Raw genomic sequence first — 15,453 nt, forward strand, 5'->3', positions numbered from 1 at the left:
GCCATGATTTTGCCGATTCCCACCCAGCCGCTGTATTACGCTTCTCCCAGCCAACTGCACTTCAGCGCCCTCGTCACCGAAGTGAAGGGGCAGCAGGTGGCCCTGTCTGCCACCGCATTTTACCCCGAAGGCGGCGGGCAAAATGCCGACACCGGCTGGCTGGCGTGGAACGGCGGCGAAGCGCAGATTCTGGACACCCAGAAAGACAAAGCCGACAAAACCAGCGGCGTGATTTGGCACACCTTCAGCGGAGATACGCCGCCGGTCGGCGCGGAAGTGCGCGGCGAGGTGGACGCCCAGTCGCGCTGGCGCAGTATGCAGCGCCACAGCGCCGAGCATCTGCTGGCGCAGGCGTTTTTTCGGCTCGATCTCAGCTTCGCAGTGGCGGCGGTCAGCATGCGGAGCGCCGAATGCACCATCGATTTGCAGGGCCAGCCCACCGAAACCGACGCACGGGCAGCTGAAACGCTGCTGCGAGAAACGTTGGGCCGACGCCAACTCCAGCTGCGCAATATCGAAGTGCCGGAAGCCGAACTGGGGGACTATCCGCTGCGCCGCACCACTAAAGTGAGTGGCAAAGTGCGCCTGGTCATCTTTGAAGACGCTCCCCTTGAGGGCGAAGTGGGTCAGTTTTTTGACGTGAGCGCTTGCGGCGGCCTGCATGTGCCCTGGGCGGCGATGGCCTTGCCGGTGGCGATCTTGCGAACCGAGCGCATCAAAGGTGACCTGACCCGCGTGGTGTTCGTGGCGGGCGAGGAAGCCGCCGAATTTCTGGGCCGCACCTACCAAGCGTCTAAGGCGTTGGCTGCTACCTTCAGTGCTGGCCCGAGTGATCTCACCGACCGAGTGGAAGCGCTGCGCCGCGCCGCTCAGGAGCAAAGTGTTCAGCTCGCCGCCGCGCAAACGGCCTTGATCGGCCATGACGTTGCCGCTGCGCCCGCTGAGCAAATTGGAGCTGTGATTTTGCGCGTTTTGAACATCACCGATCCGGCCCTGATTCCAATGGCGCTGAGCGCCACCCCCAGCGGTGAAGTCCTGTTGGTGACAACGCCAAGTGGAAGAGTAGGCCTCGGCAGCGCTTCTGGCGTCCACGTGGGCGAGCTGCTGCGCTCAGCTTTTGTCAAAGTCGGCGGCAAGGGCGGAGGCAAACCCGGAGCCGCTCAGGGCCAGACCGAAAACGTGGCGGGCGTGGTGGCAGCGGTGCGGGAGCTGCTGAGCCAAGCGTAAGGTGGTGGCCCAGTGACGGCGGCTCAGTAGCAGCAGTTCAGCGCTTATTCAGCGTGGCGGCAGCCGAACCGTGTTGAGCATGTACTGACCGAGCGCCCGAATCGCGCTGTAAAACTCATCAAACTCCACCGGCTTGACGATGTAACTGCTGGCGTGGCTCTGGTAACTCCGCATGATGTCTTCCTCGGCCTGCGAGGTGGTCAGCACCACCACCGGAATAGTTCGCAGGTCAGGGTCGGCTTTAAGTTCGGCCAGCACTTCGAGGCCGTTTTTGCGCGGCATATTGATGTCCAGCAAAATCACGTCGGGGCGCGGCATGTCGGCGTAGTGCTGCTCACGGCGCAGCATTTGCAAAGCCTCCACGCCGTCGCGGGCGACATGCAGCTCGGTGGGCAGTTGCGCTTCCCAGAAGGCTTCCTGAGTCAGCAGCACGTCCGGTTCGTTGTCCTCAACCAGTAAAATTTGAATGGGAGTAGTATGAGGAGGCATCTTCACACAGTCTAAAGGTTTTAAGCTTCCCGTAGTGAAGGGCTTACTCACGGGGTCGCCCCACCTTGAAATGGCAGAGAGCGCAAAGCCAGTTGAAGCGGCGCAGCACGGTAAGCACCGGCGAGGGCGGCGATCTCAAGGCCGCGTGAACTGGGCTGCGGTTCGGCATGGACGCCCGCTTTTCCCGTCAGGCCCAAGCTGTAGAGCGTGCCCAAGATTTCTGGGCGGCACGACAAATCAACGCCGCTGGCTTGCCAGTGATCCAGCGTTTGGCGCAGTCTGGCGGCCACCAGATACGGCGCGGCCAGCGGGTCGAGCAAAAAGCGAATCTGCTCTTGCTGGCCGGCGGGCAAAGGGAGGAAGCCGCTACGGGCCACTTCCTGCAAGGTGCCGAGCTTCATCTGGGCTAGCCCCAGGCTGTGGGTGGTCAGCGGGCGGCGGGTCAGCCACGCGGCGAAGCGTTGCAGGCGGCCTGCTGGGCGCGGCGGCAGCGCCACCAGCACCTTCATCAAGGCGTTTTGCAGGGTGTCGGCCATGTCCCAGCGGGCGGCTTCATCCGCCAAAATGGCATCGATCAGTCCGGCGTCCACCTGGAAGCGGATAGCGGCCCGCTGAACCGCGTTGGCCGTGTCATGGCGAGGGGCCTGAAGGTTGAGCGCGGCAGTGGTCATGGCCTTAGCTTGCCGCTGTCCCGTTCAGATTGCGTCATTCAAAAGCCAAGATTTGGTGCAGGCTCCCAGGCTCCGTGAGCAGAGCCAGCGCCCCGTTTTGACCGAGGTTTGAGCGCCGCAAATAATAGTGAGCCTGACCAGTTAAACTGAGCCTCAGATCAACCTTGAACGCTTTGAATCCGGCCGGAATGATCGCTGGCCCGTGCCGCATAGTCATTCGGCTTCTCTGAGTGCCAGTCGTTGGGGAGAAAAATATGCCGTTGCTGCTTAGCCACTTCAGGTCTTCGGATCACCGCGTATGACGCCCACCCGCAGCATTCCCGGTCTGCTCTCGGTTCTCTGGCGGCTGCCGTGGTTGCGGCTGCTCGTTTACTTGGCGCTGGTGGCGCTGGTCGTGGTGCTGGCGCGGCTGCTCGCCAGCGTCGTCGTGACGGCCCTGATCGCTTACGCCCTGGCGTTTGTGGTGCATCCGGTGCTGGCGTGGCTGGAAAAGCGCAGAGTCAAACGGACGCTCGGTGTGCTGCTGGTGGTGGTCTTTTTGCTGTCGGTGGTTTCGCTGCTGTCTTGGACGGTGCTTTCGCAGGTGGTCAGTCTCATCGGTGAGTTGCCGGCGCTGGCGGCCCGCCTGCCCGACTTGATCGGCGGGCTGCTCAAGCGCCTGAGCAGCGTGCCGGGCCTGGAAAGCGCTCAGAAGCAGTTCTCTGTGTTCCTGACCCAAGAAGCCCAGCAGCTCAGAAACAACTTGGGGCCGACCTTCCAGCGCCTGCTGACTTCGGGCGGCACCGTGCTGGGCGGGGTGGTCAGCGTGGTGGGTTGGCTCGGCCAAGGCGTGCTGGTGCTGATTTTGAGCGTTTATTTCATGCTCGATTACGAGCGGGTGGGTCACGGATTTCTGCGCATCTTGCCGCTGGCGTGGCAGCCCACTGCCCTTCAGCTCTCGGAAGACGTGGCGCTGGCGTTTGGCGGCTACCTGCGCGGCCAGCTCCTGATCGGCCTGGCGGTGGGCGCACTGGTGGCGCTGGGCCTGATCCTTCTGGGCATTCCCAACGCCCTGGCCATCGGCCTGCTGGCGGCGGTGCTGGACATCGTGCCGTATCTGGGGCCGGTGGTTTCGGCGCTGCCCGCCGTGCTGCTGGCCCTGCCCAGCGGCTGGGTCACGGTGCTGCTGGTGGTGGGGGTGTTTATCGTCGCCAATCAGATCGAGGGAAACCTCTTGTCGCCGTTCATCATGGGCAAGACCACCAATCTCAGCCCGGCGGCGGTGCTGCTGGCCATTTTGGCGGGGCTGACGCTCGGGGGCTTGGTCGGCGCGGTGCTGGCCATTCCCACTGTGACGCTGCTGTGGCGCTGGACTCTGCGTTACTGGCTGCCCAGCGCGGCTTACAACTCGCCCCCCAAAGCCTGAGTGCTAGGCCCGCCGCTGGCCTGTCTGTCGGCTGTGCTAGCCTCGCCTGCATGACGGGTGAAGGCATGATTGTAGTGAAAGTGGGCGGCAGCGCCGGAATTGATTACGGCGCGGTGTGCGCCGATATCGCCAACCTCTGGAAGAGTGGGCAAAAGCTGGTGCTGGTTCACGGCGGCAGCGGCGAGACCAACCGCGTGGCCGAGGCGCTGGGCCACCCGCCCAAGTTCGTGACCAGTCCCAGCGGTTACACCTCGCGCTTCACCGACCGCCAAACGCTTGAAATCTTCGAGATGGTTTACTGCGGCAAGATTAACAAAGGCATCGTGGAGAGGTTGCAGCGCCTCGGCGTCAACGCGGTGGGCCTCAGCGGCTTGGACGGGCGGATTTTTGAAGGCAAGCATAAGGACAGCGTGCGCTCGGTGGAGGGCGGCAAAGTCAAAGTTTTGCGCGGCGACCACACCGGCACGGTGGAAAAAGTCAACACCGGGCTGATTGAACTGCTGCTGGGTGCCGGTTATTTGCCCGTTCTAACTCCGCCCGCTGTCAGCTATGAAGGCGTGGCCATCAACGTGGACGGCGACCGGGCGGCGGCGGCACTGGCGGTGGCTCTCAAAGCGTCGACGATGCTGCTGCTCTCCAACGTGCCGGGCCTGCTACGCGATTATCCCGACGAGGCCAGTTTGATCCGCACCATTGCGGCCAGTGACGTGGAGTCGTACCTCGAATTTGCCCAAGACCGCATGAAAAAGAAAGTGCTGGGCGCGGCGGAAGCGGTGAAAGGGGGGGTGGGAAGAGTTATTTTTGGTGACGCCCGCGCCGGAGAGCCGGTCAGCGCGGCCCTGGCCGGAGCCGGAACGGTGGTGCAGTGAAAGCGGCAGCTTCTCGGCACCTTCGGCCGTATCAAGGGCTATGACTTACGGTAGAGCTCAGGGCCACGTCCACGCCAGCGAAATCATCGTCACCACCACCAACGACCTTGAAGGCTTCCGGGTCATCAAGCACTTGGGAATGGTGCGCGGCCTGACGGTGCGTTCGCGTAGCGTGCTGGGCAGCCTCGGCGCGTCGCTCCAAACCATTCTCGGCGGCAATATCACGCTGTATACCGAGCTGGCCGAAAAAGCCCGCGAAGAAGCCTACGACCTGATGCTTCAGCACGCTGCCGAGCGCGGCGCGAACGCGGTGCTGGCGATGCGCTACGACGCCAACGAAATCAGCGACGGCGTGACCGAAGTGCTGGCTTACGGCTCGGCGGTGGTGATTGAACCGCGCTCCTGACGCTGCACCGATGACGCCCAGCGATTTGCTCACCTTTTTGTTTCGGCGTGGCGGCCAGGAATACGCCGTGCAACTCGTCTCGCCGCAGAGCAAGCCGTCAAAAGCAAAGCCCAGCAAGAAGCCCCCAGCCGCACCAACCATTCAAGAGCAGCCCCTGTACCGCCTGATCCTGCGCGGCGAAGAAGTGCAGGCCACCGGTCCGTCGGGGCAAACCCGCCAGCTTTCGCGGCAGGCTTTTTTGGAGGTGTTCGGCGCTTACCATTTTGCTGGGGCTGAGCCGACGGGTGTTCTGAGCGACTTGGGGCCGCTGTTCGGCGCGGGCTGACCCGCTGCCCGGCGGGCTTTGTCGGAAAAGTCAACGCTGAGCCGCCGGAAGATGTTAAGCTCTTGGTTAAGGTGACGCAAACGTGATACAAGGTCTTTTTTCGGACGTGCCTCTTATAGGAGTGTTGTCTTTGCTTCACGAAACGGGGCAAACCGGCGTGCTGGATGTGAACGCCGAGTTGCCCTTCACGGTGGCCTTCGCACACGGCGAAGTGGTGGAGGGCGGCATCCTCGACTGGACAGGTTTGGACGCCCTGCATTCCAGCCCGATGCTGCCCGAAAGCGGCAGCTTTTCGTACATGCGCCGCGACGTGCGGGGCAGCGTGATCGCGCCGTTCGAGAAGTTCACGACCGACTGGGCACGCGTCAGTGACGAGTGGGCGCAAATCGGCACCATTATCAGCAGCCCCAGCGTGGTGCTGACCGGGCCACTGCCGCTTTACGACCAAGAAAAGGGCCGCAGCGTCCGCGCCGCCGCCCGTGACGCGGGCTTGCCGCTCTTTGATGTGGCCTCCCGCGCTGCCGACGCCGTGAGCTCAGGCAAGTTGCGCCCGACAGGCCGCTACGCTTGGTATGGTCTGCGCCTCAATCACCAGGGCCAGCGCCAAACTGCTTTGGCCCGCGCCCTCGACGGCAATGTCAATTTGGGCGAAGTGGTCGAGCGCGGGTTTTCGGCCAGCGAGGTACGCGCTTACCTGCTCGCTGAAATTCGCTTGGGTCTGCGTTTTTCGGGGAGCGGCTGGGTGCTGCGCGACCTGGTTTGGGAAACCAAACATGAAGCGGCGGTCACGACGACCACTGCCAGCAACGATTTCATGTTTTGAGTGCCGGGTGAGGCCAAAGAAGTTTCAAGACGTAGACGGGTTCGCCCCCAGACCCCACGTGTTGCAACAGTCTTAAAGAGATTCACAGTGCTAAGAGACCGTCATCTCAGCTTGATTTAAGCTCAGATGACGGTCTCTTGAGCATCTTCTGAAGGTTCAACAAGCGTCAGATGAGCGGCGTCTCAGCAATGCTCCGGTGGGAATCGCCACACTGTTTGAGTACGACTTCGAGCAGGGATATCAAATTACTCAAACGGTCTGAGTGTCAAAGAAAGAGGGCAGTTTATGTGCTTCTTTTTAGCCTTTGCCGTTTGCTTTGATCCTGTTCTTACCCTTTGCTTTAAGGAGATGACTTATGACTCAGAACAATATGAATTTGATCCGTTTATCTGACCTTTCGCGCGACCAGAGCTACAACTTGAAAGGCGCGGATGTTTACGACCCGACCGGCTACACCGCTTACGGCGTGGGCGGCGACAAGGTCGGCACCATCCGTGACGCTTTGGTGCAGGCCGACACGGGCCGCATCCAGTACTTCATCGTGGACGCGGGCGGCTGGTTCAGCTCCAAAGAAGTGCTGGTGCCAGTCGGCCACAGCCGCTTGGAAAATGACGGCGTGTACTTCGATGACCTGACCAAAGCTCAAGTGGGCGATCTGCGCGAGTACAACGTCAACGACAGCTACACCAACGATCACCAAGAGTCCGACGAGCGCGTCTTGCGCGGTGTCGAGCAGGGCAGTGCCGCCGCCACCGACACGGCAGCGCGCACCGCTTACCAGGACAAAGCCTACCGCACCCCCGACAAGCTGCAACTGATGGAAGAGCGCTTGGTGGTCAACAAAGACCGCTTCAAGGCGGGCAGCGTAGAAATCAGCAAGCACGTCGAGACCCGTCAGGAAAATGTCAATGTGGCTTTGCAGCGTGAGGAAGTCGTCATCGAGCGCCGCACCGTGACCGACTCGACTCCGGTTGAGGGCGCAGTGCTGGGCGCAGGCAGCCAGGCCGTGAACATCGACCTCGAAGCCGAGCGGGCCAACGTGACCAAGCAGGCTTACGTCACCGAGGAAATCGGCATCGGCAAACGCACCGTGACCGACAACCAAACGGTCAGTGAGACGGTGGGCCGCGAAGTGCTGGACGTCAACAAGACCGGCGACGTACGCTTAGAGAACGGCGACCAGACCATGACTGATCTCAAGTCCGACAACAAAAAGATTTAAGAACAAATGTCAAACGCCGGGGCGGGGGAGCAGTTTCCCTGCCCTGTTTTGATGTTTTAGGGTGTGAGTCGGCCCGACCAGATGAGGAGCAGAGATGAGTAGACCAGAGGATGGAGTGGATCTCAAAAAGTCGCCGCAAGCTGAACAAGGGCGCGGATTAGACGAAGCTCAGCAAGTGACGATCCGCGAAGTGCGTGCGCCCAGAGAAGTGGCCAACCTGACGCTGTACGAAGAACGCGCTCAAGTGGCCGTCGAGCGTGTATCAGGACGGCAAATCACCTTACAGAAACGGGTCATCGAAGAGGAAGTGCAGATTCCGGTGACGCTGCGGCGCGAGGTGCTGGAACTTACCACCGCATTGGAAGGCGGCACAGTCAAGCTCAACGGCGAGTTGCTCGAACCCGGCAAGACCTACCAAATCACCCTCACTGAAGAGCGCCCTGTCGTGGCCCGTGAAGTGTACGCAGTCGAGCAAGTCGAGATTCGCAAAGAGTGGATCAGTGAAGTGCATCAGCAGACCCTGACCTTGGGCCGGGAAGTGCTGGACATCGGCGGCGCAGCCGATTTGATCCGTGAGCAGCAAGCCGGTGAGCGCCTGCCGGAGACGGCCCCGCCGTTCGAGTTGCCCGACGACCTCAAAAGCTGAGTTGACTCCCGCTCAGTTGACCCCCTGCCGCCGAGCGTGTAGCATGGCGGCAATGCAAGCAGTTCAGCGGGGCCAATTTCTATCTAGCCGACTTCTTCTTGGCGTGCTTCCGGTTGGAACGCGGCGCTAAGCTTTTGCGGCCCCTTTCCCCGGAGTGAATCTCACTTTCGGGGCTTTTTTTGGTTGCGTTGCCGTTTTTTCCGTTTCTCCCTGCTTTCTTTGCTGCCCCATGAGGAGCCACTGCCATGACCCAGCCCGAATCAGCCAACCTGCGCCGTATCCACATCTTTGACACCACCCTGCGGGACGGCGAGCAGTCGCCGGGCGTGGCGCTGAACCACAACCAGAAAATCGAGATCGCCCACTCGCTGGCCCGCCTGAACGTGGACGTGATCGAGGCGGGCTTTCCGATTACCTCGGACGGCGACTTCGAATGCGTTTCGCGCATCTCGCGGGAAGTGCGCGGGCCGATTATCTGTGCTCTGGCACGCACTGCCCGCGCCGATATCGAGCGGGCCGCGCAAGCGCTGGAAGCCGCCGATAAAAGCCGCATCCACGTGTTTACCAGCGCCAGCGCGGTGCAGATGCAGCACATGCTGCGCAAGACGCCTGAGCAGGTCATCGAGTCGTCGATTGCGGCGGTCAAGTTGGCCTGCCAGTACACCCGCGACGTGGAATTTAGCGGTCAGGACGTCATGCGGGCCGACTTTGATTTCGTGATCCAGCTTTACCTCGCCGCGATTGAGGCGGGCGCAACCGTTATCAATATTCCCGATACGGTGGGCTACGGCACGCCCGGTGGGTACGGCGCACTGATTGCCCGCGTACGCGACGAGATCGTGCAGGGCCGCAACGTTGAAATCAGTACCCACTGCCACGACGACCTGGGCATGGCAACGGCCAACAGCTTGGCGGCCGTCGAAAACGGAGCGACCCAGATCGAATGCACCATCAACGGCATCGGGGAGCGGGCCGGAAACACCGCGCTGGAAGAAGTGGTAATGGCGATTCACACCCGCCGCGACCATTATCAAGCCGAAACCGGGATTCGCACCCGCGAGCTCTACCGGGTCTCCAAGTTGGTCAGCCGCCTGACCGGGATGCCAGTGCCGCCTAACAAGGCCGTGATTGGCGACAATGCTTTCGCGCACGAATCCGGTATTCACCAAGACGGCGTGCTCAAGCACAAGGAAACCTACGAGATCATGAACGCCGAGCTGGTGGGCCGCGAGGCCGCCGTTATGGTGATGGGCAAACACTCGGGCCGTGCCGCCTTCCGCAAAGCGCTGGCCGATCTGGGCTATGACACCGACGGCCACAGTGATCACGGCTTTAACGATGAAGCGCTGAACGCTTTGTTCGTGCGTTTCAAGGAGCTGGCTGACCGCAAAGGCCAGATTTATTCTGACGATCTCCACGCTTTGGTGGGCAGCAGCGTAGAGACCTCTGAGACCTTCAAATTGGAGCGCTTTCAGATTGCCATGGGCACCGACATGCAGCCGCTGGCTTACGTCAGGTTGCAAACGCCCGACGGGGTGCGCGAGGCTACCGCCACCGGAGACGGCTCGGTGGAAGCTATTTTTCACGCTATCAATGCCGCCACCAGCATTGCCCCTGCCTTGGAGGTCTACCGCGTGCAGGCCGTGACCAAAGGCGCTGAAGCGCTGGGCGAGGTCAGCGTGAGCGCCCGCTACGGCGAGATGACTGTCAGCGGCAACGACGTGGCCTCCGACGTGGTGGAAGCCAGCGCTCGGGCGTGGCTGCGGGTGATCAATCACATCGTGGCCGGGCAGACCAAAGAGAAGTCGGCGGTGACGGCAGAAACGCCCTGAAAGTCTGAGCTTCGAGAAAGAGGGGGCCGCGAATGGGTGCGGCTCCTTTCTCATTGATTAGCCTTTTTGGATGTATTTCATCAGGAGTGCATTCCACTCATGGCCAATGTAGATTACAGTCACATTGTATATACTTACTGACTACTTCTCTATGGTGAATGATCTAGCTAACTTGCCCTCAGTTTAAAATGGATTTCTAGCTCACTTTCCAATGCTTCTGCAATTTTGGTAAGTGTTGCGGTGCTGTGCTGATAATAACTTGGATCAAGCCAGCGGGCGACGGCTGAAGGCGCAACGCCCAATTTGCGGGCAAGGTCAGCCGGTCTGAGTTTGCGGGCCAGCAGCGCACGCCGGATTTCCAATGAAACGGGGCTGGGTGCGGGTAACGGTGCGAGCTCGGCGTAGTTCATGATCTGCCGCACCTCTGGATTTGGGTTCTGCGCTTCGAAGGCCAGTCCCGCCACCGACAGACGGCGGGCCACGTCTACGGTGTATGCTTGAAAGTCAGGTTCGTGCAGATCAATTTTGGCGGGAACGTCAAGAATACTGAGCGTTGCGCCGTTTTTGAGGGTGTAGATGTGGGTGCGTTGGTCGTCGTTGAGGGTGTCGTTTGGCATGGCGTCCTCCTTGGGTTGGCTCTTGGGGGTGAGGTTCATAAAATCATGCTGGTAATGACCAGATAGTTACCGCGCCAACCGACTTTGACACGCAAAGTCCCCCGTTCTACGGTCTGCTCAAAATTGATTCCTGCCGCGCGGCCTTGCTCGTTATTGGGGAAGTCTTTACTGACATGATCGTAAAAACTTATGGCGTCTAAAGCTTCGTCTTCGGTCAGTGCGTCGTTGAAGAGTTCATTAAGAGCGTGGCGGCTGAAGAGGAGTTGTCCTTGGTCTAAAGCGCGGTGGATCTGCTCAATTTCCCAGTCCAGAACCGCTTCGGTGGTGAAATCGAAAGCGGCGTTCATTGAGTAAATGGTAACAAATTTGTGAACAAATTTCAAGAATACACGGCTTATACTCAGCGCATGAAGCCGCCCTCTCTGCTCTCCCGGCTACTGATCGTGCTTGGCCTCGTTGCCCTGTTGCTGTTTGATCTGCTGGTTTGGCAACATCACCGCCTCAGCGACTTACCGCTGTGGATCTGGGGAGCCCTGGGTTTAAGTCTGGTCATACTTGTCTCTCAGTGGCCACAGCATTCAAACTTTGCTGGGTTGCGGCGCGTACCATTGGGCTGGCGCGGGGGCATGACGGTAGGTCTATTCATCTTTTTCTTTTACCTCGCTGATCATCCTTTGCCGAGTCCACACTGGGGCTTCGCATTGGCTGCGGGGCTCTTCACAGGTTTGGCTTCAGGCTATTTTAGGAACCAGAGCGCTTCAGCCCAAGCCATTCAAAGGGAAAATCCATGATCCAGGAACTCGCCCTTCTCCACATTCGCCCCAACCAGACTGCCGAGTTTGAGGCGGCGTTTGCCGAGGCCCAAGCTATCATCAGTTCGATGCCTGGCTATGTTCGCCACGAGTTACAAGTCTGCTTAGAGGATGACCACAAGTACGCTTTGTTCGTTTGGTGGGAAACGCTGGAAGACCATACCGAAGGCTTTCGTGGCAGCTCCGAATATCAGCAGTGGCGAGCGCTGCTGCACCACTTTTACGACCCGTTCCCTACGGTGGAGCATTACAAACAGGTTTTCCTGTGAGGGAGGAAAATAGCGTATGAAGCTTTGGCCCCGTTTATTGGCCGTTTGTGCCTTACCGGCTGTCAGTCTGCTGTTCGCCACGCAAGGCCAACTCGGGCGCGTGGGTGAGTTGCCGCTGTGGTACTGGGCGATTTGCATTTTGCTGGCGGCTTCGTTGCTGTATCAGGCCATCTGGCAACCTCTGAACTCCTTGCAAGGCCGTAGAAGAGGCGTCCTCTTTGGCTCATGGTTCGGCGTTTACATGTTCCTGATGAGCCTTTCCGGTCAGGCTCTCAAGCCGCAGCCGGAATGGGGAGGTTCCCTTTTGACCGGCTTAATCGCGGGCCTGATGATGGGCTGGGTTTATAGCTATGGCGGAGCAAACCGCAACAGGCCGCAACACGGTAAGCGAGGCTGAATCTTTACAGCTCACGGACCGTGGTAGCGAGTGAGTAAAACCGTTGGCCGAGTGCTCCAGCAATAAAATGACCAATCTTCAAGTTCGCTGAACTCTGCCGCGTCGTCGTGCTGTAGCCGCCAGCGACCACCACAAAGGGCAAATGAACAGGGTAAGCCACAGCCTCAGCCGCTAGACTGCTTTTTATGACTCCACTTCTCCGTATCGCTCTCATCGCTGCCGTCATCATGGCAGCGCTCAATATTTTCTTCGCGGCGGGCCAGTTCGGCGGCTTGAGCGCTTTGCCGCTGTGGTTTTATTTGGGGCAATTCTTGCTGTTTCCGGCTTTCATCTTCAACGTTCAGCTGTTTCCGCAGGCCAGCAACACACCCGATTTCGCCCGGCGGGTGGGCCTCTACGCGCTGGGATGGGCGCTGCCGTTCGGTGTCTACAAGCTCAGTCAGGACATGCTCTCGCCCGCCTTCAGCCTCGGCGTCAGCTTGATGACCTTGCTGGTGACTTGCTTGCTGTTCGGCGTGGTGATGTCTTTTTTGCGCCGGCCCCAGCAGTAAACGGGTAAGCCATGAGACTCGCCATTCTCTCCGATGTTCACGGTAACGCCTTTGCTCTAGAAGCGGTGCTGAGCGACATCAGAGCCGCTGCTCCTGACGCCCTCTATAACTTGGGCGATACCGTCTGGGGTGCGGCTGATCCGGCGCGGGCTTGGCAATGGCAAGCTGAATTTGCACCGCCCAGCGTACGCGGCAACACTGACGAGGTAATCGCCAGAATGCGGAAGGCCAGCAGCCACAAAGCTGAAATGCGTGACTGGCTTCTCGCTCAGTTGCCGTCAGAAGTACCTGCTGTATTGGCTCAGTTGCCCACCTTGCTAGACGTGGCTGGCGGTGAAGTGCGCCTCGCTCACGGTAGCCCCCGCAGTCCTTGGGAAGCATTGCTGCTCACCGAAACAGACGATGATGAGCAGGAGACGCACGCCACTTCCGCTGAAATTCGGGAACGTTTGGATGGTTTTAAGGGTAAACTCTGCATCGTCGGCCACACCCACCGCGAAATGCTGAGGGCCGTAGACGGCATCACGGTGGTCAATACTGGCCCCGTTTTGCGCCAGAAAGACGGCTCGCCGCTGGCCCGTTGGGTGCTGCTGACTCGCCGCAATGGAAGCTGGAATGTGGAGTTTAGGCGGGTGGCTTATGACGTCGGCGCGGCGGTGAAGTGGGTAAGGGAGAACGCGCCTGCGCCGTTTGCCGCCAACGAAATCCCGTGGCTGGAGCGCGGGTGTGAGCCTTGACACAACAGTTGGATCGTCCTTTGCGCGTGGTCTTTGTCTGTACCCAAAACAAGCTCCGCAGCCCCACCGCCGAAGCGGTCTTCCGTGACGTGCCGGAGTGGCAAGTCGTTTCGGCAGGCACCGACAAACGCGCCGAAACTCCGCTGACCCGCGACCTGCTGGAATGGGCCGACGTGGCCGTTTGTATGCAAAAGCAGCACCGCGACTGGATTCGCTCCAAATTGAAGGGCGCGTTGCCCGATGACCGAATCCTCATACTGGGCATACCCGACGATTACGAGTTCATGGACGCTGATCTGGTGTTGCTGCTCAACAAGCTGGTGCCGAGTCGGTTGGAAAAAGTGAAGCCAAAAGAGGACCAAGCGTAGCTTCCCGCGCAGTTTTTCCCCGCGCCCGCTGCTTAAAGTAAGCCATGAAACGCTTGCTTTGGCTGGCCCCGATGGTTCTGACCGCCTGCGTGCCCCGCGCCGCCGCTTTTGATCCGGCCAAGATGCCTGATCCCGCCGCCTTGGGGCCGAACAACGCAGCTACCGAGTGGTGGTATGTCTCCGGCTACCTGCCCGACACCAAGCAGGCTTTTCACTGGGCGCAGTTCAAGGTCAATTACAAAGGCATTCCCTATTTCGCTTCGCATCTGGCCATGACCGATTTGACCACTGACAAAGTCACCTTTCTGGAACAGGGCCAGCAAGACGCCAAGTTCTCGTTCCCGCCGCTGAAAGCCAGTCAGGGCGACTGGACATTGACTCAAAGTGCCAACGCGCCCGCCGCGCCTTTCAAGCTGGACGCTGGGCCGCTCCAACTCACCTTGACGCCGCAAAAAGGGCCGGTGGTGCATCCGCCCGGCTACTCCGGCACGCCCGAAACGGGCCAGCTGTATTACCAGAGCGTGACCCGCCTTGCCGTCAGCGGCACGATTGAGGGTCAGCCCGCCAGCGGCACAGCTTGGTTCGACCACCAATGGGGCGACCAGCAACCGGGCCGCGACTCGCTGTGGGACTGGTTCGGCGTGCACCTCTCGGACGGCTCGGATTTGATGCTCTACCGCGTCAAGAAGCTGGACGGCACCGTCGTGCAACTGGCCGGTTCGGAAGTCGGCCCGGACGGGGTGGCCCGCGCCGTCGGCAACGTCACCATGACGCCGCAGCGAACGTGGGTTTCACCGTCTGGGCGCAGCTACACACTCGATTGGAAAGTCAGTTCAGACCGGGGCGACTTGACGCTGAGCGCCGTCAACGACAGTCAGGAGTTGCTCTCCAAGACGACGTCAATCGCTTACTGGGAAGGACCGATCACCGGCGGCGGCACCTGGGGCGGGGCCGCCGTCAAGGTCGAAGGCATGGGCGAATTTGTCGGCGGCGTGCTGACCAAAGCCGAGGGCGGACTGTTCGGATCAAAGGAATAAGGGCCAGCTGATAAGCTCAGCGCCATGAAGCTACTCGGCATCATCGGCGGCATGTCCTGGACATCGACAGCAGAGTATTACCGCCTTCTCAACAGCGAAGTGGCCCGGCAGCGCGGCGGCCTTCACTCGGCGCGGCTGCTGATTCACAGCGTTGACTTTGCCCAGATCGCAGCCCTGCAAACAAGCGGGCAGTGGCACGAAGCGGGTGAACTGCTGGCCGAGGTGGCACGCGGCTTAGAGCGGGCCGGCGCGGACGGCGTGTTGCTGGCGACCAACACCATGCACAAAGTCGCGCCCCAGATCGAGGCGGCCATCTCGTTGCCGTTTTTCCATATTGCCGACTCGGTGGGCCGTCGCCTTCAGGAAGCGGGCGTGAAGCGGGCCGGTCTGCTGGGTACCGCTTTTACGATGGAGCAGGACTTTTACAAAGACCGCCTGCACCGGCAGTATGGCTTAGAGGTGTTGGTGCCAGACGAAGCGGGGCGTGCAGATGTTCACCGAATCATTTTCGATGAGCTGTGCCAAAACGTCATCACCGACGAGTCGCGCCAGATTTACCGCCGCCAGATGGCCGAGTTGGTCGGGCGCGGAGCGCAGGCCATCATCTTGGGCTGCACCGAAATCACCTTATTGGTCGGCGCGGGTGATGTCAGCGTGCCGGTCTTTGACACGTCGGCGATTCACGTCGAGGATGCCGCACGGTTCATGCTGGGTTAAGCCGCGTTGCCCAAACCTCCATCCGGGCAACGC

The 15,453-nt window shown here is 60.3% G+C and carries 21 protein-coding genes; 17 read left to right on the forward strand and 4 right to left on the reverse strand.

Translation table 11 applies throughout. The features are described 5' to 3' along the window. The first annotated feature begins 3 nt into the window (after positions 1 to 3). Positions 4 to 1,227 (forward strand): alanine--tRNA ligase-related protein, encoded by a 1,224-nt coding sequence (locus tag FNU79_RS10265; RefSeq protein WP_143720764.1) that lies wholly within the window; start codon positions 4 to 6, stop codon positions 1,225 to 1,227. A 48-nt stretch (positions 1,228 to 1,275) separates the two neighbouring features. Here FNU79_RS10265 and FNU79_RS10270 read toward each other — a convergent pair whose 3' ends face one another. Both FNU79_RS10270 and FNU79_RS10275 read right to left on the reverse strand, forming a co-directional pair. Beyond that, positions 1,276 to 1,716: a response regulator gene (locus FNU79_RS10270; protein ID WP_143720765.1), complete on the reverse strand. Its 441-nt coding sequence runs from the start codon at positions 1,714 to 1,716 to the stop codon at positions 1,276 to 1,278. Positions 1,717 to 1,763: 47 nt separating this feature from the next. Beyond that, positions 1,764 to 2,387 (reverse strand): hypothetical protein, encoded by a 624-nt coding sequence (locus FNU79_RS10275; RefSeq protein WP_143720766.1) that lies wholly within the window; start codon positions 2,385 to 2,387, stop codon positions 1,764 to 1,766. 298 nt (positions 2,388 to 2,685) lie between these two features. Here FNU79_RS10275 and FNU79_RS10280 point away from each other — a divergent pair, with 298 nt between their 5' ends. From FNU79_RS10280 to FNU79_RS10315, 8 genes are all read left to right on the forward strand, one after another. Further along, on the forward strand, positions 2,686 to 3,792 hold the full coding sequence (locus FNU79_RS10280; RefSeq protein WP_143720767.1) for an AI-2E family transporter: 1,107 nt from the start codon (positions 2,686 to 2,688) through the stop codon (positions 3,790 to 3,792). Positions 3,793 to 3,857: 65 nt separating this feature from the next. Next, a complete protein-coding gene (locus FNU79_RS10285) occupies positions 3,858 to 4,661 on the forward strand; it encodes a [LysW]-aminoadipate kinase (protein WP_143720768.1) in 804 nt (267 codons plus the stop codon). Positions 4,662 to 4,701: 40 nt separating this feature from the next. Beyond that, positions 4,702 to 5,067: a YbjQ family protein gene (locus FNU79_RS10290; RefSeq protein ID WP_225430014.1), complete on the forward strand. Its 366-nt coding sequence runs from the start codon at positions 4,702 to 4,704 to the stop codon at positions 5,065 to 5,067. After that, complete coding sequence (locus FNU79_RS10295; RefSeq protein WP_318636140.1) at positions 5,051 to 5,392, forward strand: hypothetical protein; 342 nt, start codon at positions 5,051 to 5,053, stop codon at positions 5,390 to 5,392. Before FNU79_RS10290 ends, FNU79_RS10295 begins: the two co-directional genes overlap by 17 nt. A 121-nt stretch (positions 5,393 to 5,513) precedes the next feature. Next, on the forward strand, positions 5,514 to 6,215 hold the full coding sequence (locus FNU79_RS10300) for a DUF4388 domain-containing protein (RefSeq protein WP_404825787.1): 702 nt from the start codon (positions 5,514 to 5,516) through the stop codon (positions 6,213 to 6,215). A 355-nt stretch (positions 6,216 to 6,570) separates the two neighbouring features. Further along, positions 6,571 to 7,437: a PRC and DUF2382 domain-containing protein gene (locus FNU79_RS10305; RefSeq protein ID WP_143720769.1), complete on the forward strand. Its 867-nt coding sequence runs from the start codon at positions 6,571 to 6,573 to the stop codon at positions 7,435 to 7,437. Between the two features lie 94 nt (positions 7,438 to 7,531). Further along, positions 7,532 to 8,083 carry a YsnF/AvaK domain-containing protein gene (locus FNU79_RS10310; protein WP_143720770.1) on the forward strand — a complete coding sequence of 184 codons (552 nt, stop codon included), beginning with the start codon at positions 7,532 to 7,534 and terminating at the stop codon, positions 8,081 to 8,083. A gap of 245 nt (positions 8,084 to 8,328) precedes the next feature. Further along, positions 8,329 to 9,915: a 2-isopropylmalate synthase gene (locus tag FNU79_RS10315; protein ID WP_143720771.1), complete on the forward strand. Its 1,587-nt coding sequence runs from the start codon at positions 8,329 to 8,331 to the stop codon at positions 9,913 to 9,915. A 167-nt stretch (positions 9,916 to 10,082) separates the two neighbouring features. On the opposite strand, the gene FNU79_RS10320 is transcribed toward FNU79_RS10315, so the two are convergent. Continuing rightward, on the reverse strand, positions 10,083 to 10,571 hold the full coding sequence (locus FNU79_RS10320; RefSeq protein WP_143720772.1) for a helix-turn-helix domain-containing protein: 489 nt from the start codon (positions 10,569 to 10,571) through the stop codon (positions 10,083 to 10,085). Further along, positions 10,568 to 10,879, reverse strand: coding sequence for a hypothetical protein (locus FNU79_RS10325; protein WP_143720773.1), 312 nt, complete (start codon positions 10,877 to 10,879; stop codon positions 10,568 to 10,570). Before FNU79_RS10325 ends, FNU79_RS10320 begins: the two co-directional genes overlap by 4 nt. A gap of 60 nt (positions 10,880 to 10,939) precedes the next feature. Here FNU79_RS10325 and FNU79_RS10330 point away from each other — a divergent pair, with 60 nt between their 5' ends. From FNU79_RS10330 to FNU79_RS10365, 8 genes are all read left to right on the forward strand, one after another. After that, positions 10,940 to 11,323 (forward strand): hypothetical protein, encoded by a 384-nt coding sequence (locus FNU79_RS10330; protein ID WP_143720774.1) that lies wholly within the window; start codon positions 10,940 to 10,942, stop codon positions 11,321 to 11,323. Next, entirely contained in the window at positions 11,320 to 11,613 is a 294-nt protein-coding gene (locus tag FNU79_RS10335) for an antibiotic biosynthesis monooxygenase family protein (protein WP_143720775.1), read from the forward strand. Before FNU79_RS10330 ends, FNU79_RS10335 begins: the two co-directional genes overlap by 4 nt. 16 nt (positions 11,614 to 11,629) lie before the next feature. Next, positions 11,630 to 12,010: a hypothetical protein gene (locus tag FNU79_RS10340; RefSeq protein ID WP_143720776.1), complete on the forward strand. Its 381-nt coding sequence runs from the start codon at positions 11,630 to 11,632 to the stop codon at positions 12,008 to 12,010. Between the two features lie 185 nt (positions 12,011 to 12,195). Next, the gene (locus FNU79_RS10345) at positions 12,196 to 12,561 is read left to right on the forward strand and encodes a hypothetical protein (protein WP_124867105.1); all 366 of its coding nucleotides are present in this window, start codon (positions 12,196 to 12,198) and stop codon (positions 12,559 to 12,561) included. Between the two features lie 11 nt (positions 12,562 to 12,572). Beyond that, positions 12,573 to 13,298, forward strand: a complete 726-nt coding sequence (locus tag FNU79_RS10350) for a metallophosphoesterase family protein (protein ID WP_143720777.1) — start codon at positions 12,573 to 12,575, stop codon at positions 13,296 to 13,298. 8 nt (positions 13,299 to 13,306) lie between these two features. Further along, on the forward strand, positions 13,307 to 13,666 hold the full coding sequence (locus FNU79_RS10355) for an arsenate reductase/protein-tyrosine-phosphatase family protein (protein ID WP_185974679.1): 360 nt from the start codon (positions 13,307 to 13,309) through the stop codon (positions 13,664 to 13,666). A gap of 44 nt (positions 13,667 to 13,710) precedes the next feature. After that, on the forward strand, positions 13,711 to 14,703 hold the full coding sequence (locus FNU79_RS10360; protein ID WP_143720779.1) for a lipocalin family protein: 993 nt from the start codon (positions 13,711 to 13,713) through the stop codon (positions 14,701 to 14,703). 24 nt (positions 14,704 to 14,727) lie between these two features. Further along, positions 14,728 to 15,420, forward strand: coding sequence for an aspartate/glutamate racemase family protein (locus tag FNU79_RS10365; RefSeq protein ID WP_143720780.1), 693 nt, complete (start codon positions 14,728 to 14,730; stop codon positions 15,418 to 15,420). Positions 15,421 to 15,453 lie beyond the last annotated feature (33 nt).

It is taken from the genome of Deinococcus detaillensis (assembly GCF_007280555.1).
Taxonomy (GTDB): domain Bacteria; phylum Deinococcota; class Deinococci; order Deinococcales; family Deinococcaceae; genus Deinococcus; species Deinococcus detaillensis.

Coding starts and splice junctions, on each gene's coding strand:
- FNU79_RS10345 (WP_124867105.1), top strand. CDS start 12,196: ATGACTCCACTTCTCCGTATCGCTCTCATCGCTGCCGTCATCATGGCA.
- FNU79_RS10275 (WP_143720766.1), bottom strand. CDS start 2,387: ATGACCACTGCCGCGCTCAACCTTCAGGCCCCTCGCCATGACACGGCC.
- FNU79_RS10330 (WP_143720774.1), top strand. CDS start 10,940: ATGAAGCCGCCCTCTCTGCTCTCCCGGCTACTGATCGTGCTTGGCCTC.
- FNU79_RS10350 (WP_143720777.1), top strand. CDS start 12,573: ATGAGACTCGCCATTCTCTCCGATGTTCACGGTAACGCCTTTGCTCTA.
- FNU79_RS10315 (WP_143720771.1), top strand. CDS start 8,329: ATGACCCAGCCCGAATCAGCCAACCTGCGCCGTATCCACATCTTTGAC.
- FNU79_RS10290 (WP_225430014.1), top strand. CDS start 4,702: ATGACTTACGGTAGAGCTCAGGGCCACGTCCACGCCAGCGAAATCATC.
- FNU79_RS10325 (WP_143720773.1), bottom strand. CDS start 10,879: ATGAACGCCGCTTTCGATTTCACCACCGAAGCGGTTCTGGACTGGGAA.
- FNU79_RS10310 (WP_143720770.1), top strand. CDS start 7,532: ATGAGTAGACCAGAGGATGGAGTGGATCTCAAAAAGTCGCCGCAAGCT.
- FNU79_RS10320 (WP_143720772.1), bottom strand. CDS start 10,571: ATGAACCTCACCCCCAAGAGCCAACCCAAGGAGGACGCCATGCCAAAC.
- FNU79_RS10365 (WP_143720780.1), top strand. CDS start 14,728: ATGAAGCTACTCGGCATCATCGGCGGCATGTCCTGGACATCGACAGCA.
- FNU79_RS10305 (WP_143720769.1), top strand. CDS start 6,571: ATGACTCAGAACAATATGAATTTGATCCGTTTATCTGACCTTTCGCGC.
- FNU79_RS10340 (WP_143720776.1), top strand. CDS start 11,630: ATGAAGCTTTGGCCCCGTTTATTGGCCGTTTGTGCCTTACCGGCTGTC.
- FNU79_RS10285 (WP_143720768.1), top strand. CDS start 3,858: ATGATTGTAGTGAAAGTGGGCGGCAGCGCCGGAATTGATTACGGCGCG.
- FNU79_RS10265 (WP_143720764.1), top strand. CDS start 4: ATGATTTTGCCGATTCCCACCCAGCCGCTGTATTACGCTTCTCCCAGC.
- FNU79_RS10280 (WP_143720767.1), top strand. CDS start 2,686: ATGACGCCCACCCGCAGCATTCCCGGTCTGCTCTCGGTTCTCTGGCGG.
- FNU79_RS10360 (WP_143720779.1), top strand. CDS start 13,711: ATGAAACGCTTGCTTTGGCTGGCCCCGATGGTTCTGACCGCCTGCGTG.
- FNU79_RS10335 (WP_143720775.1), top strand. CDS start 11,320: ATGATCCAGGAACTCGCCCTTCTCCACATTCGCCCCAACCAGACTGCC.
- FNU79_RS10270 (WP_143720765.1), bottom strand. CDS start 1,716: ATGCCTCCTCATACTACTCCCATTCAAATTTTACTGGTTGAGGACAAC.